The organism is Pukyongia salina (genome assembly GCF_002966125.1).
Lineage (GTDB): Bacteria > Bacteroidota > Bacteroidia > Flavobacteriales > Flavobacteriaceae > Pukyongia > Pukyongia salina.
Genome location: NZ_CP027062.1, coordinates 2,965,740 through 2,989,867, shown reverse-complemented (window position 1 = coordinate 2,989,867; position 24,128 = coordinate 2,965,740). Strand labels below are relative to the sequence as shown.

23 protein-coding genes are annotated in these 24,128 nt (G+C 42.2%); 5 read left to right on the top strand and 18 right to left on the bottom strand.

Features of this window, described 5'->3' with window-relative positions; all coding sequences use genetic code 11:
* Positions 1-3 precede the first annotated feature (3 nt).
* Positions 4-1,284, top strand: a complete 1,281-nt coding sequence (locus C5O00_RS13465) for a glycosyltransferase family 4 protein (RefSeq protein WP_105217350.1) — start codon at positions 4-6, stop codon at positions 1,282-1,284.
* Between the two features lie 64 nt (positions 1,285-1,348).
* On the opposite strand, the gene C5O00_RS13460 is transcribed toward C5O00_RS13465, so the two are convergent.
* The 4 genes from C5O00_RS13460 to uvrA all read right to left on the bottom strand — a co-directional run bounded on the left by C5O00_RS13460 (position 1,349) and on the right by uvrA (position 7,746).
* Positions 1,349-2,641, bottom strand: a complete 1,293-nt coding sequence (locus C5O00_RS13460) for a hypothetical protein (RefSeq protein WP_105217349.1) — start codon at positions 2,639-2,641, stop codon at positions 1,349-1,351.
* Between the two features lie 413 nt (positions 2,642-3,054).
* A complete protein-coding gene (locus C5O00_RS13455) occupies positions 3,055-3,669 on the bottom strand; it encodes a hypothetical protein (protein WP_105217348.1) in 615 nt (204 codons plus the stop codon).
* A gap of 303 nt (positions 3,670-3,972) precedes the next feature.
* Positions 3,973-4,923: a T9SS type A sorting domain-containing protein gene (locus tag C5O00_RS13450; RefSeq protein ID WP_105217347.1), complete on the bottom strand. Its 951-nt coding sequence runs from the start codon at positions 4,921-4,923 to the stop codon at positions 3,973-3,975.
* A gap of 48 nt (positions 4,924-4,971) precedes the next feature.
* Complete coding sequence (gene uvrA / locus C5O00_RS13445) at positions 4,972-7,746, bottom strand: excinuclease ABC subunit UvrA (RefSeq protein WP_105217346.1); 2,775 nt, start codon at positions 7,744-7,746, stop codon at positions 4,972-4,974.
* A gap of 343 nt (positions 7,747-8,089) precedes the next feature.
* Here uvrA and C5O00_RS13440 point away from each other — a divergent pair, with 343 nt between their 5' ends.
* Entirely contained in the window at positions 8,090-8,674 is a 585-nt protein-coding gene (locus tag C5O00_RS13440; RefSeq protein WP_105217345.1) for an RNA polymerase sigma factor, read from the top strand.
* Between the two features lie 231 nt (positions 8,675-8,905).
* Here the strand turns inward: C5O00_RS13440 and C5O00_RS13435 are convergent, their stop codons facing one another.
* Positions 8,906-9,586 carry an endonuclease III domain-containing protein gene (locus C5O00_RS13435; RefSeq protein WP_105217344.1) on the bottom strand — a complete coding sequence of 227 codons (681 nt, stop codon included), beginning with the start codon at positions 9,584-9,586 and terminating at the stop codon, positions 8,906-8,908.
* 28 nt (positions 9,587-9,614) lie between these two features.
* Between C5O00_RS13435 and bcp the strand changes: the two genes are divergently transcribed.
* Positions 9,615-10,070, top strand: a complete 456-nt coding sequence (gene bcp / locus C5O00_RS13430; RefSeq protein WP_105217343.1) for a thioredoxin-dependent thiol peroxidase — start codon at positions 9,615-9,617, stop codon at positions 10,068-10,070.
* 29 nt (positions 10,071-10,099) lie between these two features.
* On the opposite strand, the gene C5O00_RS13425 is transcribed toward bcp, so the two are convergent.
* From C5O00_RS13425 to C5O00_RS13410, 4 genes are all read right to left on the bottom strand, one after another.
* A complete protein-coding gene (locus tag C5O00_RS13425) occupies positions 10,100-11,554 on the bottom strand; it encodes a TonB-dependent receptor (protein WP_174688604.1) in 1,455 nt (484 codons plus the stop codon).
* A gap of 139 nt (positions 11,555-11,693) precedes the next feature.
* Positions 11,694-13,088 (bottom strand): NAD(P)(+) transhydrogenase (Re/Si-specific) subunit beta, encoded by a 1,395-nt coding sequence (locus tag C5O00_RS13420; RefSeq protein ID WP_105217341.1) that lies wholly within the window; start codon positions 13,086-13,088, stop codon positions 11,694-11,696.
* On the bottom strand, positions 13,088-13,396 hold the full coding sequence (locus C5O00_RS13415; protein WP_105217340.1) for an NAD(P) transhydrogenase subunit alpha part 2: 309 nt from the start codon (positions 13,394-13,396) through the stop codon (positions 13,088-13,090). The genes C5O00_RS13420 and C5O00_RS13415 overlap by 1 nt, the downstream gene beginning before the upstream one ends.
* 3 nt (positions 13,397-13,399) lie before the next feature.
* Positions 13,400-14,512: a Re/Si-specific NAD(P)(+) transhydrogenase subunit alpha gene (locus C5O00_RS13410; RefSeq protein WP_105217339.1), complete on the bottom strand. Its 1,113-nt coding sequence runs from the start codon at positions 14,510-14,512 to the stop codon at positions 13,400-13,402.
* 154 nt (positions 14,513-14,666) lie between these two features.
* Between C5O00_RS13410 and C5O00_RS13405 the strand changes: the two genes are divergently transcribed.
* Together C5O00_RS13405 and C5O00_RS13400 are read left to right on the top strand one after the other, a co-directional pair.
* Positions 14,667-15,431 carry an MBL fold metallo-hydrolase gene (locus C5O00_RS13405; protein WP_105217338.1) on the top strand — a complete coding sequence of 255 codons (765 nt, stop codon included), beginning with the start codon at positions 14,667-14,669 and terminating at the stop codon, positions 15,429-15,431.
* 33 nt (positions 15,432-15,464) lie between these two features.
* Positions 15,465-15,959 (top strand): hypothetical protein, encoded by a 495-nt coding sequence (locus C5O00_RS13400; RefSeq protein WP_158676871.1) that lies wholly within the window; start codon positions 15,465-15,467, stop codon positions 15,957-15,959.
* On the opposite strand, the gene C5O00_RS13395 is transcribed toward C5O00_RS13400, so the two are convergent.
* From C5O00_RS13395 to C5O00_RS13355, 9 genes are all read right to left on the bottom strand, one after another.
* Positions 15,960-16,616 carry an alpha/beta hydrolase gene (locus C5O00_RS13395; RefSeq protein ID WP_105217336.1) on the bottom strand — a complete coding sequence of 219 codons (657 nt, stop codon included), beginning with the start codon at positions 16,614-16,616 and terminating at the stop codon, positions 15,960-15,962.
* A gap of 59 nt (positions 16,617-16,675) precedes the next feature.
* The gene (locus tag C5O00_RS13390; protein ID WP_105217335.1) at positions 16,676-17,005 is read right to left on the bottom strand and encodes a DUF4870 domain-containing protein; all 330 of its coding nucleotides are present in this window, start codon (positions 17,003-17,005) and stop codon (positions 16,676-16,678) included.
* 48 nt (positions 17,006-17,053) lie between these two features.
* On the bottom strand, positions 17,054-17,371 hold the full coding sequence (locus tag C5O00_RS13385) for a hypothetical protein (RefSeq protein ID WP_105217334.1): 318 nt from the start codon (positions 17,369-17,371) through the stop codon (positions 17,054-17,056).
* A gap of 1 nt (position 17,372) precedes the next feature.
* Positions 17,373-18,629: a dihydroorotase gene (locus C5O00_RS13380; RefSeq protein WP_105217333.1), complete on the bottom strand. Its 1,257-nt coding sequence runs from the start codon at positions 18,627-18,629 to the stop codon at positions 17,373-17,375.
* Positions 18,630-18,631: 2 nt separating this feature from the next.
* Positions 18,632-20,557 (bottom strand): BatA domain-containing protein, encoded by a 1,926-nt coding sequence (locus tag C5O00_RS13375; protein ID WP_105217332.1) that lies wholly within the window; start codon positions 20,555-20,557, stop codon positions 18,632-18,634.
* Between the two features lie 70 nt (positions 20,558-20,627).
* Positions 20,628-21,836: a sensor histidine kinase gene (locus C5O00_RS13370; protein ID WP_105217331.1), complete on the bottom strand. Its 1,209-nt coding sequence runs from the start codon at positions 21,834-21,836 to the stop codon at positions 20,628-20,630.
* Positions 21,837-22,009: 173 nt separating this feature from the next.
* Positions 22,010-22,543 (bottom strand): hypothetical protein, encoded by a 534-nt coding sequence (locus C5O00_RS13365; protein ID WP_105217330.1) that lies wholly within the window; start codon positions 22,541-22,543, stop codon positions 22,010-22,012.
* A gap of 125 nt (positions 22,544-22,668) precedes the next feature.
* Positions 22,669-23,433 carry a TIGR02757 family protein gene (locus tag C5O00_RS13360; protein WP_105217329.1) on the bottom strand — a complete coding sequence of 255 codons (765 nt, stop codon included), beginning with the start codon at positions 23,431-23,433 and terminating at the stop codon, positions 22,669-22,671.
* Positions 23,434-24,087 carry an ABC transporter ATP-binding protein gene (locus C5O00_RS13355; RefSeq protein WP_105217328.1) on the bottom strand — a complete coding sequence of 218 codons (654 nt, stop codon included), beginning with the start codon at positions 24,085-24,087 and terminating at the stop codon, positions 23,434-23,436.
* Between the last annotated feature and the right edge of the window lie 41 nt (positions 24,088-24,128).

The following is a 24,128-nucleotide window of genomic DNA, read 5'->3' as shown; positions in this document are numbered from 1 at the left end:
AAAGTGAAACGAGCCCTCATTATAACATATTACTGGCCGCCTGCCGGCGGACCCGGAGTTCAGCGCTGGTTGAATTTCGTTAAATACCTGGGTGAATTCGATGTGGAGCCGGTGGTATATGCTCCCCAAAACCCCCATTATCCAATCCGCGATGAAGATCTGTTGCAACAGATCCCTACAGGTGTTGAGGTGATAAAACAACCTGTAAAAGAACCATATCGTTTAGCGGGCATGTTTTCGAAAAAGAAAACCAAGCGGATAAGCAGTGGGATCATTTCCGAAAAGTCGCCGGGAATGCTAGAAAAACTGATGTTGTACATCCGGGGGAATTATTTCATCCCCGATGCCAGGGTAGGGTGGGTAAAGCCTTCTGTAATATTTCTGAAGGATTATTTAAAGGAGCATAGTTTCGACACCATAATCACCACAGGGCCACCACACAGTTTGCATCTAATTGGCCTTCAGCTGAAAGAAATTTCGGGTATCCGGTGGATCGCAGATTTTCGCGACCCCTGGACGACCATACACTATCATAAGTCGTTGCGTCTTACGAAAAGTTCAGAAGAAAAACATAAAAAGCTCGAGCTGGAAGTTTTACGAAAGGCGGACCATATTGTGGTTACCAGTGTGACCACTAAGAAGGAGTTTTCAGAAAAAACAGATCAACCCATTAGTGTGATCACCAACGGATACGAAGTTACCGAAGAGATCACGCCAATACCGGATCGTAAATTCTCTTTGGCTCATATAGGTTCGCTCCTCAGTGAACGTAATCCTGTGTCCTTATGGCAGGTACTAAGTGAACTATGTGGGGAGAATAAAAACTTTAATGACGACCTGCTAATAAAATTGGTGGGTGTGGTAAGTGATGAAGTTTTGAGGAGTTTAGAAGAATTTGGTCTGAATAAGCATTTCCGAACAGAGGGTTATGTGCCTCACAAAGAAGCGCGGCAGTTGCAGCATAATGCTCAGGTTTTAGTGCTTTTGGAAATGGACAAGCCAGAAACCCGTGCGATCATTCCCGGGAAATTGTTCGAGTATCTGGCCGCTGGACGTCCAATTTTGGCCATAGGTCCTGAAGGAAGCGATATCGCAAAGATACTGGACGACACCGGGGCAGGATCATTTTTAAATCCCGCGCAAAAAAAGGAATTGAAGGAAAAACTACTAGAGCTTTACCAGGCCTTTCAGCAAGGAACGTTAAGAATTCAGCCGGAAGGGATAGAGAGGTTTAGCAGGCGCGAACTCACCCGATCCCTAAGCGAGATCATACTCAAACCCTAAATGCGAAACTCCCGCCCGGCACACTGCCTTGCGAGAGTTTCAAACTAACCAACCAAAAAAATCTTTAGTTTCCGCGGCGACTTCTGTTCGCACTGCGGCTGGACCCGGAACTTCTGCTGGAAGAGGCTTTAGACCTGTTCACTGAGGAGCTTCTGTTCGCCTTAGGCCTGCTCGAGTTGTTCACTGAACGACTCTTGGTTTGAGGCCTTGTACTTCTGTTAGAGACAACACTTTTGTTTCGTGTTGATTTACTTCTGTCTACAGACGATTTGCGTTTTACCGTATTCCGGTTTGTATTCGCCGATGGTCTTTGTTTTGCATTTCCTCTTGAAACGGTAGCCTTTTTATTCCTGTTCACAGCGCTTTCGCTTCTGTTGGATCTATTTACATCGCCACGTTTCACATTATTCCGTTTGTTAGAATTAATGCTGTTACTTCTATTCTTATTACCGCTACGGTTAATAGCTCTATTGCTATCGGTTCCACCGCGTTTGTTATTCTTAGCGATCTCTCTGCCCGAATTCCCGTTGATCCTGTTCGTGGATGTCTTTCTGTCCAGGCTGTTATTCCTGTTTCGTACATCGCCACGCTCGGCCACGCTATTTCGTCTTCCAGAGTTTTGAGAAACCATAGTATTACGGCGATTTGGATTGTAATCCTTGTTTACAGCCGTGCGTCCGTTTTTATAGTGATGTCTGCTACCCGGTCTGTAAAAGTTACGTCTACCATTGTTATACGCTTTTCTACTTCTGTAATATTGTCTGTGATAGTTGTAGGCATAACGGTGCGGTGTGTAGTAACGACGGTAAGGGTAGTCATATACGATACAACTTGTATATAGTGGTCTCACATACCAAACATGCCATGGTCTGTAAATATATCTTGGCGTCCAAAGGTTAATATACCCGGTACAGTAGGAGAATCCTCCGTAATAGTCGTAGAATACCCGCAGGCCTCCCACGCGCACGATACGCCTGTCGTTATAACGGATCTCTGTGTTCCCTGCCTGGATAATACGGCCGTAGTTGTCGTAATAGATAGGGATATCTTCGATCTGGATCACAGCTCCGTAGTCGTCGTACTGTACGTAAGGATCGTAGTTGTAACCCGAGTTAAAATTAAGGTTTACATTGTTGGTACTGATGTTCACATTTACATTTCCTCTGCTATCTCTACCGAGGTAAACAAAGTCGAACTGACCATCAGGGAATACCGAAAACTCAACGGCACCTTCAATGAAGATATAGGCATTACCATCATATTCATAATAGGATGGAGCACTTGCTTCACTGGAAGCAGCCTGAGCGGCAAAGCTCGTTAGGAGGATTCCAAATACTAGGGTTACTAACTTTTTCATAATTCTGGGTTTTAAATTGTACTTGCTTAACTTTTGGTTTGGTCAGCAATACATTTCTCTTAAATACACAGACCGTGCCAAAATTGTAAAAGCCTGATTAACAGTGATGAGAAGTGAATGGTGAGAAGAAATTCTATTTAAACGAAAAAAAGCGGGGATAGAAATTGAAATATCAAATAAGAAGCACCAAATCTCAAATAAATTCCAATGTCCAATGATTTAAATATTGAATATTGATCATAATTTGTTTTTTTGGAATTGTGATATGTAGGTTATGAAAAGTGAGTAGTGAGAGGAATTTTACGCAATCCTTAATGGAACATGACCTAAACGCTACTGGACTAAAAATAAAATCCGCCGGAACTTGAGAGTATCCGACGGATTTAAAAACTAACCAACCAAAAAACTATGTATTAATCTTTTTTCTTTTTTCTTACTCGATCGTGGCCCCAATCATCGTCCCAGTCATCATCATCCCAATCGTTATTATTCCTATACCAAGAGTCGTGCCAATATTTTCTATTGTACTTATTTACGTGACCAGTGGTCTTTCTAATCTTTCCTCTACGGTTATAATGAATCTCAAGGTTACCAACCGAAGTAAGTAATCCCCTGTGGTAGGTCATAGTAACACATCCTATGGATCTTACCTTTCCATTTCGTTTATAGGTGATCTGCGTTGGGCCAATACTACGTATTCGTCCAAATCTGTCTGTTCTTATCAGGTTGTTATACCCTCTGCGAGAGTTCGCGTAGGTTACCTGTCCCGGCACCGAATTGTAGTACACCGTCTTGTAGTTACGTCGTCCATTTCGGTACCCATATGGGTCGTGTAATTCACGGAAATGGAAAGTTCCGTTGGTAGCTACCAAATAGAGTACACCATTTTCTACAAAACGAATTTCATGCGAATTGTAATAGCGATCGTATGTACCCGGATTATAAGCTACATTTTTGTTCTGTTGTGAAAAAGTCTGTGTAGTCATTCCTATCAGGAATAGTACTACGGTTAAAATACTTTTTTTCATAATCAATGTATTTTGGGTTATGAGGCAAAATCAGCGATGCCTACCTGCGCTATTCGGTTATAAAAAACCAATAGCCGTGCCAAAATTTTAAATAGATGATTATGAGGTTCTTAGGTTATAAGATTAGTAGGTTATTAGATTTTCAGATTGTGGAAGTCATTCATTTTTCATGCTCAACCTGCCCGAAGGTCATGGCGGGCTTGATTTAGCATCTAATGCATGTTCAAGATTCCGAATCAAGTTCGGAATGACAACAGACAACAGACAACAGACAACGGACAACAGACAACGGACAACAGACAACTATCTTATAACAAATCGTTCGGTCTTGATCACATTATCTTCACTTAGTGCCTGATAGAAATAAACACCGGCGGCATAGTCCATTGCGCTGATAGTCATGTAGTTTTTGGTTATTGTTGCTTCGGAAATAACCTTACCGGTGATATCAAGAATACGAATGGTGTCTATATTTAATTCCGAAGGCAGTTGAAGAATAGAGACGTCTGTCACCGGATTTGGTGCAAGTACAATATCATCCCGTAGATATTCCGGTAAGTTAAGTGTGGTGTTGTCGCAAGCCGTGGCATTGTTGAAATAATATATGGTCCCATCGATCGTAAAACACGCCAATTTGGACCAACACGTACTATCCAATACCTCTACATAAGGTTCGAATCCCGTGATTGACCCAATCCCTTCGATCCAGTATTCTTCTCCATAAGGAGCAGTTGAAAACTCGATTACTTTTCGAAGTTCTCCAGCAATCATGTTGGAAAATGTATTCGTAACTGTTAATTGGGCTCCCAGACCCGGAGTGGAGTCACCCAGTGTACAACTGGGGCTGTCCAACATTGTAAAAGTATCTCCTACTTCCAAATTAAAGTCATATAATACCTCCTCGTCGTTAATAGTAGGATTGTACTTATACACGATGCCATTTTCTTCCCTTACCAAACATCCCGTTATAATACCGGGAGTGCTTTCAATTATCTTATAGGTCTTGCCATTTACAATTCCTTCACCAATTATGGAAAGCTGATAAGTGGTGGTGAACGAGAAAGGGGGAGGACCTCCAAAAGGACAATACACAACATCAACACTCCAGCGATGATCATTATCCAGCATTGGGAGAAAGGGTTGTGCAAAAGAAAGATTCAGAAAACATAACGAAATAAGAAACAGCAACTTTTTCATAGCAGAAAATTTTGAGTACCACAAAACAATGATCTCGGGATCAAAATTCTTCGCCATGGATCCCAAATTCACTTCAATGTACTAAAAAAACTTTGCTGAAACGGCTTAGATCTTATCTTTCAGATATTCGCCTGTAAACGATTCAGAAATGCCGGCAACGGTTTCAGGAGTGCCGGTTGCTACCACACGGCCACCTTTTTCTCCTCCTTCAGGGCCCAGGTCGATAATATGATCTGCACATTTAATAAGGTCGATATTGTGTTCCACAACGATTACTGTATGCCCGCGGTCCAGCAACGCATAAAACGATGCAAGGAGTTTTTTGATGTCATGGAAATGGAGTCCGGTAGTGGGTTCATCAAAAATAAACAGCGCTTTGTCTTTGGAGGTACCTTTTACCAGGAAAGAAGCGAGTTTAATACGTTGCGCTTCTCCGCCGGATAGGGTGGAGGAGCTTTGACCTAATTGTACATAACCCAGCCCAACATCTTGTAACGGCTGTAACTTGTTCACTATTTTTCCTATCCCGGATTCTTTGAAGAAGTCGATGGCCTCATCTACCGTGAGTGTGAGTATGTCGTTTATATTCTTATCGTCGAAGGTTACTTCCAGGATCTCCTTTTTAAAACGTTTTCCACCACAGGTTTCACATTCAAGGTGAACATCGGCCATAAACTGCATCTCGATGGTCACTTCTCCTTCCCCCTTACAGGTTTCACAACGTCCTCCATCTACATTAAAGCTGAAATGTTTCGCCTTATATCCTCGAATATCCGATAGTTTCTGATCTGCAAATAGATTTCGGATGTCGTCATAGGCCTTGATATAGGTCACCGGGTTTGATCTGCTCGATCTACCAATTGGGTTCTGATCGATGAACTCTATGCTCTTTATACTACTATAATTTCCCTCGAGACCGGTAAACTGCCCGGGTTTTTCTCCATATCCACCAATTTCCCTCAACAGGGCAGGGTAGAGGATCTTTTTAACCAGGGTACTCTTTCCGCTTCCGGAAACTCCTGTCACTGCCGTAAATACGCCTAGAGGGAACTCGGCGTCAATATTCTGAAGATTATTGTGTCTTGCTCCCAGAAGTTTTATACTATTCTTCCAGCTACGTCTTTTTACCGGAACCTCGATCTCCAGGGTGCCATTGAGGTATTTAGCGGTTAGCGAATCGGCTATCAGGATGTCGTTATAGCTTCCTTCTGCGACTATCTCACCACCATGCGTTCCGGCCTCAGGGCCAATATCGATGATGGCGTCGGCTGCTTTCATGATATCCTCATCATGCTCAACAACGATCACTGTATTACCAAGATCGCGAAGCGACTGCAACACTCCAATGAGCCGTTCTGTGTCTTTGGGATGAAGCCCAATACTTGGCTCATCCAGGATGTACATAGAGCCTACCAAGCTACTACCCAGCGAAGTGGCTAAATTAATTCGCTGGGATTCCCCACCTGAAAGCGTATTCGATTTCCGGTTAAGGGTTAAGTAGCTAAGTCCAACATCCATAAGAAATGAAAGTCGGTTTCTTATCTCTAACAATAATCTTTTGGCGACCTTTTGGTCGTATGCGTTCAACTCGATCTCATCGAAGAATTTCGCAACCTTGTGCAAAGGCAACTCTACTAATTCCTGTATTGAAACTCCGTTTATCTTTACATAGGTGGCCTCGGGGCGCAGGCGCTTTCCATTACACGTACTGCATTTTGTCTTTCCTCTGTAGCGGGATAACATCACTCGGTTCTGGATCTTATAGCTTTTCGATTCCAGAAAACTGAAAAAATCGTGCAGGCCTTCAAAAAATTCATTCCCATCCCATACAAGCTGTTTTTGGGCCTCGGTTAACTGAAACCACGGCTTGTGAATGGGGAAGTCGAATTTATAAGCGTTATTCACCAATTGATCGCGATACCAGCTCATACTTTCACCTCTCCAGGGGAAGATAGCGTTATCGTATACAGATAAGGCTGTATTTGGGATAACGAGATCCTCATCGATACCAATAACATCGCCATAGCCTTCACATTTTGGGCAGGCACCGTACGGATTGTTAAAACTGAACAGATGCACATTGGGCTCCATAAAGGTGATCCCGTCGGCTTCGAAACGATTATTAAAAGCTTTAGAAGACCCATCTTCCAGGTTCTCAACGATCAATTCACCTTTACCTTCAAAGAAGGCAACTTCGGCGGCATCAGCCAGACGATTATAAAAATCTTCATCATCCTGGGTGATCACCCGGTCTACCACTAAAAATAATTTCTTCGGAAGCGACCCTTTTAATTCGTCTATTCTTACAACGGTATCGTCAAATTTCACCCGGGCATATCCCTGTTGTGCCAATGCCTGAAGCTTGTTCTCCATGCTTCGTCCCTCCTCAAGGAGAATAGGGGAAAGCAGCAATAATTTTTTACCCTCCGGAAAGGATTTGATATAATTTATAACATCGCTTACCGAGTCTTTTTTTACCTCTTCTCCGGAAACCGGCGAATAAGTACGGCCAATACGCGTGTAAAGTAATTTCAGGTAATCGTAGATCTCTGTAGAAGTACCCACCGTAGAACGAGGGTTTGTTGCATTTACCTTTTGTTCTATAGCAATTGCGGGTGCAATGCCTTTAATAGCATCTACTTTGGGTTTATTCAGGCGGCCTAAGAACTGTCGTGCATAAGACGATAGGCTTTCCACATAGCGTCTCTGACCCTCTGCATAGAGCGTATCGAAGGCAAGACTGGACTTTCCACTCCCAGATAAGCCTGTAATAACCACAAGTTTATTTCGTGGGATGGCCACCGAAATGTTCTTAAGATTGTGCAGCTTTGCGCCCTGGATTAGGATATTTTCTTTGGCGCTAAGGGTTTGAGTGTTCAAAATGGCTACGATTTACTGAATTTTGCAAAGATACTATTCAGCAATGAATTTTAGAGTATTCCCCTGGCTTTTTGCGAACTATTATCCAGTCCACTAAATATTTAACATTTTGTAAGGAAAATAAGCTTTTACAGGGCTTGATGTGGTTATTAACCATGTGAATTGGTAGGTTAATCAGGAAAATACTCACTTTTTTTTGCATTTCATAATTCTTTGTTGTTATATTTACCACTCACAAAACACCAAAAAACTCATTGCCTATAGCATATTACTACTTTCAATAAATAAACATAGCGACTAGACAACCAAAAATTCATAGTTGTTTATTTTAAAAAGTATTGATATGAAGCAAAGCACACCCACCGATGCGTTTCTAGTTAGCGCATATATGAATGGCAATGAATCTGCCCTTTGCGATCTTATTACGCGACACAAGCAAAGAATTTTCAGTTTTATTTATTCTAAAGTATACGACCGAGACGTAGCGGAAGATATTTTTCAGGATACTTTTATCAAGGTGATCAACACCCTGAAACGAGGTGCCTATAATGAAGAAGGAAAGTTTTTGCCGTGGGTAATGAGGATCGCACACAATCTTGTGATAGATCACTTCAGAAAAAATAACCGAATGCCGAAATTTGAGAATAACAACGATTTCAATATATTTTCGGTACTGAGCGATGGAAACCTGAACATTGAGAAAAGAATGATCAAAGGACAGGTAGAAAGCGATGTTAGGAGACTGATCGAAGAGCTGCCTGAAGACCAGAAGCAGGTACTTGTAATGCGAATTTACAAGGATATGAGCTTCAAGGAAATTAGTGAGCAAACCGGGGTTAGTATTAATACAGCACTGGGCCGAATGCGTTATGCGCTTATCAATTTGAGAAAGGTGATCAATAAACACAATATTATCTTAACCAATTAATACAATAAACTGAAAATAGGTTCGTTATTAGGAAAGAATAACCTCAAAATAACGTTCTATGCAAAAAATGTACTCTGAAACTTCACGCTCGGAACGCGTGAATAAAAATAACGTTCCGAAGGAAGAAACGATTAAATTTCTCCTTGACTATTCGAAGGCTTTAAGTGTTATAGATTATAATAAAATGAAGTTTGAAGCACTTCTAAACTAAACTTTGGAAAAACCCTGAAATCAACGTTTCAGGGTTTTTTTTGTCTTTTTGTTTTTTCTGAAATACTCCTCGATCACGCTTTTCCTTCCTATAGTTCTCGTAATGATATCCTTTTCCAGATCCCATCCTCTTGCCGGCGAATATTCCCTGCCATACCATATGATCTGTAAATGTAATTTGTTCCAAAGGTCCTTTGGAAATAGCCTTTTGGCATCTTTCTCTGTCTGAACTACATTTTTCCCATTAGAAAAACCCCAGCGATACATTAGCCTGTGGATATGAGTATCTACCGGAAAAGCAGGTATATTGAAGGCCTGACTCATCACCACACTTGCTGTTTTATGTCCTACGGCAGGCAAAGCTTCCAGGTCTTCGAAACTCGCCGGCACCTTGCCACCATGTTTTTCGATCAGTATTTCTGAAAGTCCGTGAATTCCCTTGGATTTCATAGGGGAGAGCCCTACCGGTTTGATGATCTCTCGGATCTCTTCTACCGATAGTTTTACCATATCGGAGGGGTTATCGGCTACTTGGAAGAGCAAAGGGGTAATTTGGTTCACGCGAACATCTGTGCTCTGTGCAGAGAGAAGGACTGCTATCAATAAAGTGTAAGGATCTTTATGATCTAATGGAATGGGAATTTCGGGATAAATTGTATTTAACGTATCAATAACAAATTGTACCTTTTCCTGCTTCTTCATTTTAACTAATTTTACGCAAAAATAAGCTATGCAAACATTAAAAGCAGGGGACAAAGTTCCAAATTTTACAGTGAACGATCAAGATGGAAATCCCATCTCATTATCAGATTACAAGGGAAAGAAATTAGTGGTGTTCTTCTACCCGGCAGCCAGTACACCCGGATGTACGCTGGAGGCGTGTAACTTAAGGGATCATTATGCCGAGTTACAGGCCGAAGGGTACGAATTACTGGGAGTAAGTGCCGACACCGAAAAAAAACAAAGCAATTTCAGAAATAAATTCAAATTTCCTTTCCCTTTACTGGCCGATACCAACAAAGAAGTGATTAACGCTTTTGGTGTTTGGGGCCCAAAGAAATTCATGGGTAGGGAATATGATGGGATACATCGTAAAACCTTTCTTATCAATGAGGATGGTGTAGTGGAGCGGGTGATCGATAAGGTAAAGACCAAAGCACACGCAGCGCAGATATTAGAACCATAAAAAAAGCGACCGGAAAGGTCGCTTTTTAGTTATTCGTTCTTCTCTACCAGTTGTTTGGGTTTATAGCCGAACAACTTTTGTTTCTTAATGATCTGAGCGATCCCTTTAGGTAACATCTCGTCCCAGCCAGCTTCATCGTTCGCGATCATCCTTAGTACGGTACGGGAGAAAATGTTAAGGACATTCTTATTGAAATTTGTAATATCCACCACCTTACCATTGTATTTAAAGAACTTGTAAAGTTCCTTCATACGAGGGTGCACTTTCAGGTTTTCACTATTGGTGATCGTTCCATCTTCATTCTGCATAGGATATAAGTATACTCGCAGATCCTTAAAGAACAACTTTCCGAAGGCTTCGAGTATTCCTCCACTTAGGTGACGATAATATTTCTCATCGAAGATCTCGATGAGGTTATTTACACCCATGGCAAGACCCATCCTGTTTTTAGAATACTGTGAGAAATATTCCACAAGCTTATAATACTCCTTGAAATTTGAGATGAGTACCGTTTGTCCAAGCGAACAAAGTAATTCCGCCCTATCCATGAAATCCTGCTCATCTATCTCTCCTTCAGCACGAAGGTTAGACAGCGTGATCTCGAAGATCACCTGCGTCTGATCCGGATTTACACGAGTCTCCTGTATGAACATTTCCAGGGATCGTTCGTACATATCCATGTTCACATTGGTCACAGGCCTGAAACTTCCGCGCAATGCGAGGATATTCTTCTTGTATAGCACCTTGGCGGGTAGGATATTCTTCCCTTCCGGAGAGAACATAACCGCGTCTGTCATCCCGTTTTTCACCAATTGCAAACTCATAAGCCTGTTATCCACTTCTTCAAATAGCGGGCCCGAGAAGTTGATGGTGTCTATTTCCAGCTGATCCTGGTGCAGGTGGTCGTAAAGATAACGTAGTAATTTCTTGGGTTCGTTATACTTGTAATAGGCACCATAGATAAGATTGGTTCCTAATATTCCCAGTGTTTCCTGCTGTAATCTAGCGTCATTCTCCTTGAATCTAACATGCAGGATTATATCGTTGTATTTTTGATACGGCTCGATCTGATATCGGATTCCAACCCATCCATGTCCCTTGTACCGCTTCGCAAAATCGATAGTTGCCACAGTGTTTGCGTAGGTAAAGAACATTTTATCCGGATGCTTAATGCGGCTGATCCGATCTTCGATTAGATCGATCTCGTGGGTAAGCATACGTTTCAGGCGTGCTTCGGTAACATAACGGCCATCTTTCTCGTGGCCATAAATAGCATCGCTGAAATCCTTATCGTATGCAGACATGGTTTTAGCAATAGTTCCGGAGGCACCACCGGCACGGAAGAAATTACGAACGGTCTCCTGTCCTGCCCCTATCTCGGCAAACGTACCGTAGATGTGTTCATTGAGATTGATCCGTAATGCCTTCTGTTTTATAGAAGGGATGTTATCAAATTCTTTATCTCCTTTTAAGATAATTTCCATAGCCAAGAAACGGAGTTATTGTCCTCTCGCAAAGGTATTAAAATAGTGATTTACCAGAAAGAATATATCGTTAATTAAACGAAAAAGCCATTATCTTTAACGAAAATGGCTATCAGCTTCATTTAATACTCAAATAAGCTTACATTCCCTTCAATTCACCAATCAGTTTCTGTATCACTCCCTTGGCATCTCCAAAGAGCATAGAGGTCTTTTGGTTATAGAATAATTCATTTTCAATACCGGCATATCCGGGCTTCATGGATCGTTTGTTCACGATGATCTGCTTTGCGTTTTCAACATCCAGGATCGGCATTCCGTAAATAGGACTGGACTTATCGTTATGAGCAGCCGGGTTTACCACGTCATTCGCACCCACCACAAAAACCACATCGGTATTCTGGAATTCGGGATTCACATCTTCCATTTCGGCTAACTTGTTGTATTCAACATTCGTTTCAGCCAAAAGAACATTCATATGTCCGGGCATCCTGCCTGCCACCGGATGAATAGCGTATTTCACTTCTACTCCTTTGCTCTCCAGCAATTGTTCCAGTTCGTGAATCGCGTGTTGCGCCTGAGCTACCGCCAGGCCATAGCCGGGGACGATTATTACCTTTTTTGAGTAATTCATCAGGATTGCTACATCACTGATAGTTGTTTTTTTGATGTCTCCCTGCATTTTAGATCCGGTGCCCGATTCGCCCCCGCTGTCTGTATCTCCAAATCCACCAAAGATCACATTAACAAGGGATCTATTCATGGCATTACACATGGCAAAAGTAAGGATGGTCCCCGCCGATCCTACCAGAATACCACCGGTAAGCATTACCATATTTCCATACAAGAAACCTCCTAAAGCGGCCGCGAGGCCGGTGAACGAATTCAGTAGTGATATAACCACAGGCATATCGGCCCCTCCAATAGGTAGCACGAACAGAACGCCGTAAGCCAAGGCACCGAAGAATAGGATATAGAGGAATAACTGGCTACCGCTTTGCGACCAGACCATATAGCCGGCAAAGGCTATTATCCCCAAGAAGATAAGATTATTCAGCAGGTTGTATTTGGGTAATCGAAGCGGTTTTTTAAAGGTACCATTTAATTTACCCCAGGCGATCATACTTCCGCTAAACGATATACTTCCTATTATGATCCCACCCAGAATAGTGATCATAGACAGGGTATTGCCTTGATAATGTCCAAATTCTATGAGCCCTATGAGGGCTGCACTGGCACCACCCATCCCATTAAAAAGTGAAACTAGCTCAGGCATTTTGGTCATCTGCACTCTTTTCGCTTTCAACCAGCCAAGCACTGTACCCAGGACTATCGCAATGGCAATTAGAATATATATAAAGCCCGGAACCTCACCTTCATATAAGAAAATGGTTCCAAGGATGGCTAAAGTCATTCCGGTAGCGGCAATAAGGTTTCCGCGTCTTGCGGTCTCGGGATGTCCTAGCATCTTTAATCCCAGGATGTAGGTTACAGAGGCGATCAAATAGATTATTTCCAGGGAAAGTACGTACTCCATTACTTTTTCTTTTTAAACATTTCCAGCATGCGGTCTGTTACTACAAAACCCCCAACCACATTCAATGTTCCTAAAAGTACAGCCACAAAGCCCAACGCCAGGGCTAGTGTGTTATCGGGATCTGCTCCCAGCATGACCAGGATGGCTCCAATGATCACAACTCCATGGATAGCGTTGGCCCCAGACATCAGGGGGGTATGCAAAACGGCCGGTACATGGCCAATTACTTCAACGCCAACAAAGATCATCAGGATGACGATATAGATCATCTGGAAGTTATTGGATATAAAATCTATCAGTTCGGTCATAGCTTATGTTGTTACACCGTTTTTACGGATCGTTCCATTTTGAATAATTAGTGTGGCATCGGTGATCTCTTCTTCCAGATCCCACTTGAATGCCGCATTTTCGGTAAGATGCATTATAAAATTATACATATTCTTTCCAAAGAGCTCACTGGCGTTTGTGGATACGCTTTCAGGAGAAATGGTCGTTCCAATGATCTTTACGCCATTCTTTACAACGATCTTATTCATCTTACTGAGGGCACAATTACCACCCTGTGCGGCTGCCAGATCGATGATCACAGCACCGTTCTTCATTTGCCCTACCTGTTCTTTGGTTATGAGAACGGGCGATTTCCTTCCCGGTACCATTGCTGTAGTAATTACCAGGTCTGCCTGAAAAAGTGACTTGTTCACTGCCTCTTTTTGTTTTTTCATGTATTCTTCGGAAGCGACCTTCGCATACACACTCGCTTCTTCATCTCCATTACCTTCTACCTCAATGAACTTAGCTCCCAGGGATTCTGTTTGTTCCTTGGTTTCGGGTCGAATGTCGGTGGCTTCCACGATCGCTCCCAGACGTTTTGCCGTGGCTATGGCCTGTAATCCGGCAACCCCAACACCATAGACCAGGACCCTGGCAGGTGTTATGGTCCCTGCTGCGGTCATCATCAATGGAAATATCTTCGTCATTTCATAAGCCCCTCGAATAACCGCCTTATATCCTGCCAAATTACTTTGCGAGCTAAGCACATCCATATCCTGAGCCCTTGAGATCCTTGGCATGGCATCTAAAGAAAAAGCCGTTGCGCCGGTAGCAGCAATGGCTTTCATTAGTTCGGGATTCGATTTGTGGAAAAGCTGACTCATTAATATATGTCTCTTGTCCACTAGTTTAAGGTCCTCCTGGTCGAAGGGGTTGATCTTTAATAACAGATCCGAATCCTTAAAGACAACGCCCCGTTTTTCTATCTGGGCGCCTACTTTAGAATAATCCGAATCCTTAAAGGAAGATGTAGTACCGGCATCCTCTTCTACGATAACTTTGAAGTCCTTTTCGATGAGTTGTTTCGCAATATTAGGGGAAATAGCAACGCGTGTTTCTCCCTTTTGCGTTTCTTTTAGAATACCGATGGTCATATTTTACTAAAATTTGATATCGTGTGCTAATTTAGAATTAAATTTGTCAACAGGTTTTGATAAATATCAGTTTTTTAAAGTAAGCATTTTTATGAAAATGCGCTGATATTTAACCGAAATACCAATTTCACACCACACAACCCATAATTATTCTATGAAAATCACCTTCTTAGGTACCGGAACATCTCAGGGCATTCCCGTTATAGGAAGTGATCACCCGGTGTGTAAAAGTACCGACCCTAGAGATAAGAGGCTTAGAGTTTCGGCCATGGTAGAGTGGGATCAATATCGATATGTGATAGATTGCGGACCCGATTTCAGGCAACAGATGCTCAGGGAAGAGGTTACCGCCATTAACGGGGTTCTGCTAACTCATGAACACAGCGACCATACTGCGGGCATCGATGATATCCGTCCCTTTTATTTCAGGCAGGGAAATGTACCATTCTATGGATTGAAGCGAGTATTTGAGGCACTCCATGAGCGTTTTGCATACATTTTTGAGACTGAAAACAAATATCCCGGAGCGCCCACCATTGAAGAGATAGAAATTGATAAACACAGTACTTTCGAATTAGGAGGACAAAAGGTAGTTCCAGTAGAGGTGTGGCACGCAGAGCTGTCGGTGTTGGGTTTTCGAATAGGCGATTTCACCTACCTCACCGATGTTAAAACTATTTCAGAAGAAGAAATAGAGAAAATAAAAGGCAGTAAAGTACTCGTGCTAAATGCCCTGAGATATAAACCACATGTTTCACACTTAAATATTTCGGAAGCACTTGCGTTAGTAGATAAAGTGAAGCCGGAAAAAACCTATTTTACCCATATTAGTCATTTAATGGGTTTTCATGCCGAAGTGGAGCCAACACTTCCCGAGAATGTGTTTTTGGCTTACGACGGACTAAAAATTGAAATATAATAACTGTAATCGTCAACGACTTAAAAAGTTAATATGAAGAAAAGAATTTTTATGTACCTCTTCTTTTTCGCCGTCTTGTTCATCTTGTTTCAGTACATGAACGAGAAAACGATATTCGAATCCCAGGAGAAGAAAATTAATTCCCTTACCAATCAAGTGGCCAAAAAGGATTCTATCAATGAAGTGCTTAACGACAGGATTTCGGAGCTGGACTATTTCACCTTGCTCGGGAATGAAAATGCGATGACCTATATTGAGAACCTGGGCATGGAAGCCGAAGAGGCACAGAGCCTGGTAACCGAGGCCATTTACGAATCTAATTTTGGGGATGGGCAAAATGCGCTAGTTCCTGTTGAGAGTCAGGACGGTAAAATGCGAATTAATAAGGTACGCTTTTTAAACCACCGCTGGATCCTGGCCGATTTTACCGATGGTACCTACTGGGGAGAGGTGCTTATCGATTATTTCTTTGATGATAAGGAACAGCTTATTCTTACCCCAATTGGCAGCACATTATATCCTAATTGATCATCTATTGCTGAGCCACTCCTTGAATTCGTAGAAATTTTGCGGAGCTACCCCGTGCCCTACAGGAAACTCACTATAGCTACAAGGGATATTCAGTTTTTCGAAGAATGGTTTCGACCTGCGGGCCCATTCTACCGGAATAACCTGGTCTACACTTCCGTGGGAGGTATAAATATTTAACCCTTTGAAGTTGTTGCTTTCGTAGCCTTCTTTTAAAATTGCCTCGTTCACGTAACCGCTAAGCCCGATCACATTTGCTACTTTTTCCGGATAACTTAATGCTACAGCAAAACTTAGGATGGTGCCCTGACTGAAGCCTAACAATGTAATGCGTTTGGGATCCACCTTATAGGCCGAGATGATCTCATCCAAACATTTTACAACCAGTTCCCTGGATTCTACAGCCTGTTCATCATCACTAAATTTATCGTTGTTAGCATCAAAATAAATCGTGTACCAGGCATTTCCAAACGGTTGCATTTGCAGGGGAGCGCGCAGGGAGATGATGGCGTATTCCGAAGGTAATTCAGAAGAAAAAGAAAAAAGATCATTCTCATCACTGCCAAAACCGTGCAGCATGACGATAGCCGGGGGGTTGCCTTCAGCGTTTGATGAAGGCCTGTATACATACTCTAAAGAAAGCTGTTGTTTTACCATAATAAAAAAGAAAGCCGCAAGTTACAAAACTGCGGCTGTTCTAAAAATACGATTCTCAATTATCCAATTCCTTTAAACCATTGCTGAAATTGTTCTCCTAACAATGGCACGGGTTTCTTCTCTCCCTGGATGGCACTTAAGATGCCCAGGATCCAGAATACAAGGAGTGCGATTTGGATGATCCAGGCTAATATAGCAATACCAACAACCGCATTTAAGATCCCGAGTGCTACTGCCACGCAAATAATTCCTAATGACTGCCTGATATGAAAAGCACCGAAGTCGGTCTTATCATTATTGTGCATGAGTAGTGCTATAATCCACCCAATAAGGGTTACATACGAAATAATTGCGATGGTTTTGCCATCACCTGAGGACGTTTCAGACATAATTAAAAATTTAAGGGTTAGTGATTTATACCTTAAATATAGGGTATCCTAATTTAAAAATGTGAACCATTGGCCGAATTTATTACTTAGAAAGGGAATCCCCGCTTTTCGGTTCGCCAGGGCCATGATAAATGAGAACAACCAGAATAGGGCACTGCCGTAGAAGAAGATGCTACCAATTAAGAGAAGATACTCCTGGTAAGACATTACCACAGAAACGAAAAACATCAAGGTAAGTCCGAACATGTTTTTTATATGCCAGGTGGCAAATTCATGCGGCTCGTCCTTATTCATGGATATTGCGATCAATAATCCAACAACTGTAATGTAGGCTATTATGGCTTTCGATTTCCCCTGGGGTGTCATGCTACTTATTTAGTACCAGTTTCTTGTTCGAATAGATCCCGTAAGCTCTTCCTTTTAATTTTTTTCCCAGCATAGCTGAATTCATGGAAGTGGATCTAATATCCTTTTCAGAGAATGCGTAGTCGGGTTCCGGATCGAAGAGAGTGATATTCGCCGTCGATCCTTCCTCCAATGCGGCGCTTGGTACGCCAAATCGCTCCTTTAAGGAGGTGAGGGCCTGCACGGCCAGCTCGGTACCTAAAACCGCGTTTAAAGCTCCAAAACTACTTTCCAGGCCTATACTTCCAAACATGGCGTGATCGAATTCGGTTTTCTTATTCTCGATATCTATCGGGTCGTGATCCGATGTTACGCCATCAATAGTTCCATCCTTAAGGCCTTTTATCAGGGCTTTCCTGTCTGCCTCTGCGCGTAAAGGAGGTAAAAGCTTGTAATTAGTATCGAATTCTTCAAGTTCATCGTCGGTAAGCATTAAGTTGGCCACAGCCACGCTGCAACTTACATTAAGGCCTTTCTTTTTTGCGTTCCGGATGAGTTCCACCCCGGTTTTAGTCGAGATGGTAGGAATGTGTAACTTTCCACCTGTATACTCGAGCAGGTAGAGATCTCTTGTGATCTGCAATTCTTCTGCCAGGGCCGGGATTCCTTTTAATCCAAGTCTGGTGCTGTTTAGTTCTTCGTTCATTACACCTTTGGTTGCTACCTGGGGTTCGTAGGGCATGGATTGTACCAGGGCGTTGAAATTCTGGCAATATTGCAGCGCTATCTTAAGCAAATTGGGATTTTTAACAGGGTTTTTATAGTCGCCAAATGCTACAGCCCCTTCGTTGTACATATCGTAGAGTTCGGCCAGATCTTTTCCTTCACCTCGAACCGTGAGTGCGCCAACTGGAAACAGGCTAACAGGATTGCCCTCCGCTTTGGCTTTAAGGAACTGCACCCCTGCTTTTGTATCGGTTACCGGATTGGTGTTAGGATTAACGGCAACCTGGGTAAAACCGCTGAAGGCTGCAGTACGGAGTCCGTTTGAGATATTTTCCCTTTCCTCATAGCCCGGTTCTCCAAAGGATACCGAAGAATCGAACCAACCTCTGGAAATATGCAGATTGGGCAATTCTATTTCCCGGGCACCTTTCTCCTGAAGCGAGGTTGCTATTTTCTTTATTACACCCTTTTCGATGAGTACATCTCTTTTTTTGAGATGATGTTTGCCCGTGGCATCGATGATGGTAGCAGATTTAAGTAAAAGTAAACTCATAATTAATTTTTAAAGAATTTCAGCACCAGCAATTCCAGGACAAGGAAAACTACTGCAAAAATAACAAACCATTTCCAAAAGCTGTTTATGGCGTTCTCATCAGCAATGGAGTCGAACATAGATTCCACGCTGTTATAGGTTCGGGCATTTTCCCAATCATCGGCCTGGAGGTATTGTAACCTACTCTCACTGCGATCGTAATTAAAGCTTATTCCTTCTATTGTCTCTTCATCCTTAACAACCTCGTAGTTACCCGAATTCCGCGGTTCATCCAGGGTGGTGATGAGCACCTGGTTCGCCTTGGTTTGTTGTAGGGGGATGAAACTGGAGATACTATCCTTTATCTGCAGGATCTCATCCTGGGTCAATCTTATGGGTATTGCAAAGGTATTCTGTTTGGTGTTTTCGTAATATAGATTGGCCAGAGGTAAACTTTGAAGGGCCATATTATAGAATGTTGGAACGATAAGAGGTGAGCTTTGAAAATTTGAGTTCCCGGTATTGATGGGAGCAGTACTTAGATAGACCTTTTCATTTTGAAGGATAAACGGTTTCCCGTCTTCAAACTTTAGAGCCGATGTCGCTTTACTCGCAGTTATGAAGTAGGCGTTTACCTTCGGATACTGGAAATTAACCACCTGTTTCTCGAATACCGAGGCGTATAATGGATGTGCAAATACGATCTGGGAGATATTCTTTTCCTGAACGGCAAGTTCAGAAAAACCACCCATCCCTACACTTTGTAACAGATTATTATAACTATTGATATCTGCATCTATTGAAGGGATTATCATCAAACTACCACCCCCATCCAAGAATGAGGTAAGCGCGTTTGCGAGGGAAGGAGGGATGCTTTTAATTTCATTCAGGATCACAAAATCCTGATCGGGGATCATATTGTAATTAAGATTGTTGGCCTGCTGTCTCGTATAATCGAATTCCGGTTGCTCGAACAAGCGAGTTAGGAAATCTGAATTTACCTCGTTTATCGAGAGGACTTTTATCTTTTTAGGGTTATTTATTGTAAAGTACAGACTGTTGTCGTATTGTAGATTAGGATCGTTTATCTCAAGTTTTCCTTTAAATCCTGAAGGGTTCTCAATATCGAAACTTATTGTGGTACTTTTCGACTCAGACAGGTTGGCGGCGATCTTGGCTATAAGGGTTCCGTTGTTATATAAAGAAACCGGTACAGCGGTAGCGATCTCACCCACACCACTTAGGCGGACATTCAACTTAGTTGTGGTTGCATTCTTGGATGCCACATAGGCCGTGTCTATGGCCACATTTTGTATAGAAACTGGTTTTGGCTGAACAATTTCCAGAGTTATGTCTTCCTGGATCTCCGGGAGTGTGCCTTTAAATTGCAGATCCGAGATATAAAGCAGTCGCTTTTCGGCAGTTTGAGAATTTGAGAACAGTTGTCCGGCTTTTAGCAATACCTCTTCCGGACTAAGCTGGTTGGGCGTATAGGAAACCGAAAGGATCTCACCTTTAAAATCCTGTGAGCTAACATCTCTGTATGTATCTGTATTTGTGAACCAGCTTATTCTCGAGTCTGTCCTGGATTGTTCGTATAATTGTTGTAACGCCCGTTGGAGTAGGGGCCCATTGGCACCTTTTGCCTGCATGCTAAAGGAATTATCGATGTAGAGCACGGTTTCCTTTTCGGTGTTTAGGGCATTTACTGAAGCAGTAAAAGGTTGAGCAAATGCCAGTATAATAAAGGCCAATGCCAGTAAACGGAGCAGGAGGGTAAGCCATTTTTTTAACTGGGAGCTCTTTCTGGTTTGAATGGTAACTTTTTTCAGAAATGCAACATTAGTGAAGTCCACCTTCTGAAAGCGTCTTAATTGAAATAAATGAATGAAAATAGGGATGAGCAGTAAGAAGAGTGCGTAAAGTACTTCGGGGTGTTTAAACTGCATTCCGATAAATATTTGTCAAAGATATAAAATGCATTGAATAATCGGGTATATACCCCCTGTTAAGATGATGCTAATTTCCTTTTATAGAAAAATGAAAACTGGTTCCTTCCCCTAATTGAGATTCCACGCTTATGGTTCCGCCTAGCTTTTCCACCAATTTCTTTACCGTGGATAAGCCAATCCCATTTCCTTTTCTCCCCTGCCTGTCCAGGTTTCCAACGGTAGAAAACAGTTGGAATATGCTGTCCATTTTGTCTGCCGGGATTCCTATCCCATTATCTGTAATAGTGAAATGATAGCAGCCATTCTCTTTTTCGCAGTCGATATTTATTACAATAGTCTCTTTATCGTTGTATTTAAGGCTGTTCCCGATCAGGTTGAGGAAGATCTGCTCCAGGGCGGCTCGGTTGCAACTCAGTTCGAAGCTTATCTCGGGGAAATTGATATCGCATTGATTATCAATGTTAAGCAATTCCACGATCTCTTCCAGCAGATGGTTTAGATCGAATTCCTCTTCGTTTTGTTCGGCAATACTATCACTTTCGTAATGGCTTAACATCCCGGCGATATAATCGCTTAATGAAAAAGCAGAATCCTTCAAATAATCAAGGTATTTCATAGCCTCCGGATCTATCTGATCGTCAAATTTGGCCTTCAGGATGTCTGCCGTTATGATCATATTTGCCAGGGGCATCTTCATGTCGTGAGAAACTCTTCCGGCAAAATCCTTGAGGTCGTCATTCTTTTCCTTTAATTCTTTTTGAATGGCATGCAGTTCTCTATTTCGCTTATTCAACTCGATAAGCATTACCACTTGTTTAGCTAGAACTTTTAGGGCTGTTATTTGTTTTTCTGAAATTTGATTTGGCTTATGGTCGATCACACAGAGGGTACCCAGCGCATATCCATTAGAATCTAAAAGGCAGAAACCTGCATAGAAATGAATGGGATTCTTTTTTGCTATCACATATGGATGTTCGTAAAAGTCGGGATGCTCTTTTAAGTTTTCGAGAATAAGGAAATTTTCCTCTACACCAAGTGCGTAACTGCAAAAGGACACGTCACGGCTACTGGAGGTTATATCAAGACCGTGAGCCGATTTAAACCAAACTTCATCTTGGTCTACAAGGGAGATCAGAGAAACGGGCATATCGGTGATATGAGCTACCAACTCTGTTATCTGGTCATATTCTTCCTCCTTTTTGGAGTAAAGGATATTGTAACTTCGCAGGGCTTCTAAACGTTCTTTTTCGTTCGAAGGAATGGCCGGTTTGATCAATATTTCTATGCACTAAGTTAGGTGAAACCATTAGCGATTGTAATGGTTTTAGTAAATATAACAGAATTTATTACTTATAGAGCAGAAGATGATGAGAATTCCCCAGGCTGAGTAAAAAAAAAAGCCGCAAAATGCGGCTTTACCAAGTTTACATAGTGTAAAAACGAATATGTTTAATAACAATACTCGAATGTCATTGCCCAGCTGTTCCCACCAATAGGAACCCCTGCGCCCCATGCGGTTTCTTCATCACCGGTTACTGTATTTATTACCACGGCGTGTGCCGCCACATAAACACATTCACCTTCCGATATTTCGGGCCCAACGTATTCCACGTTTACTGTTCCCACAGGGTGGTTGTCTTTGTAAGGGAAGTGTCCAATTTTAGGATTTCCACTTCCAGTAGTTGGTAATTGATTAAGATCTCCAACATACAAATGTGTTTCAACGATCTCCCAGTCATTTTCGGAAGTGTATGATACCACAACATTGTCATCAACTACCTCTACATTCACAATACCCGAATAAATATGTTGCCCGGCCATAAGGTCGGTCTGGTACGAACTACTGGTTGGATCTGGAGTGGTTCCACCACCAATTTCAATAATTAGATTAGAAGAGTTATTGTCAATATAATCTTCATTTTCGGGACTACAAGCAGTAAGTAGCACCAGGGATACAAGTACAAAAGTAATTTTAAATTTCATGTTGTTGTTTTTTAGGTTGTGTCGAAATATAGGAAAATACCTACTTAATAAACAAAATAAACACGATAAAAGTGATAAAAAATCGATGAAATGCACATAATTACTTAAAATTGAAGATAAATATGTTAAAATTTCTCGAACACTCCCAATCCGAAAAGTGCGAAATCGTACTTCACCGGATCCTTGGGATCAAGTCTACGAAGTGCAACATCCAATTCATTTAAAGCTTTTGCGTCATTTTGTTTCCGCTCCATTAACCTGAGCTTTCGGGCTACATTCCCCGAATGAACATCAAGTGGGCAGGAGAGCTGTGAAGGTTTGAGAGTTTTCCATATCCCAAAGTCCACGCCGGTATCTCCGGGACGGACCATCCAGCGAAGGAACATATTGATTCTTTTAGCAGCAGAATTCTTCATTGGGTCACTAATATGCTTCTCGGTTCGTGGTAAGTGATCAAGTTCGAAAAAGATCTTTCTGAAGTTATGAATAGCAGGTTGCAGGGTATCCGGTTGGGCATTATTGGTGAATACTGCCTCCAACCCCCCGTGTTTTTTGTAGATATTCTGAATAGCCCTCAGGAAATATTCCAGATCCGTTGCATTGAATGTACGGTGTACAAAACCTGCAAAACGTTTGGTGTCGACCTGTTCTAAATTCATGATGCAATCAAACGGACTCTCATCCAGCAGAGTCATTAGTTTGGTGGCGTTGGTGATGATACTTTTGCGATTTCCCCAGGCTATGGTTGCTGTTAAAAAAGCCGCGATCTCTATATCTTCTTTCTTACTGAATCTGTGCGGAATTTGTATAGGATCACTTACTATGAACGTAGGTTGATTGTATTGGTAGGCTTTTTCGTCCAGAAATTCTTTCAGGGCCTCTGGTTTCATTTAACTGATAATTAATCCGTCCTGCATCACAAATTTCCTGTCGGCCATAGCCGCCAGTTCCTCGTTGTGTGTAACGATCACGAAGGTTTGCCCAAATTCATCGCGAAGCTTGAAGAATAGATTATGTAGATTCTCGGCGCTTTCGGTATCCAAATTGCCACTGGGTTCATCGGCCAGTATGATCTGCGGATTATTGATCAGCGCTCTGGCTACAGCTACCCGCTGTTGCTCGCCACCAGATAGTTCATTAGGCTTGTGATGTCCCCTGTCCTTTAACCCGAGAAATTCCAGAAGCTCCGAAGCACGACGGCTGGCTTCAGCCCTGGGTGTCTTTTTTATAAAGGCAGGAATACATACGTTTTCCAGCGCTGTGAATTCGGGCAATAGCTGATGAAACTGAAAAATGAATCCCAGGGTAGAATTTCTAAACTTTGCCAGTTCTCTCCTGCTCAGGGCCGATATATTTGTATTGTTTATGTTTAAACTTCCCTCGTTCGCCTTATCCAGCGTTCCCAGGATCTGGAGCAAGGTTGTTTTTCCCGCTCCTGAGGCTCCAACTATCGATACGATCTCACCACCAGCTATCGATATATCCACTCCTTTCAATACGTGAAGGTTGTCGTAATATTTATGAATGTTTCTGGCTTCGATCATGATTTTAGTTAAAAAATTGAAGTGAATGTACAGCTTTCTCG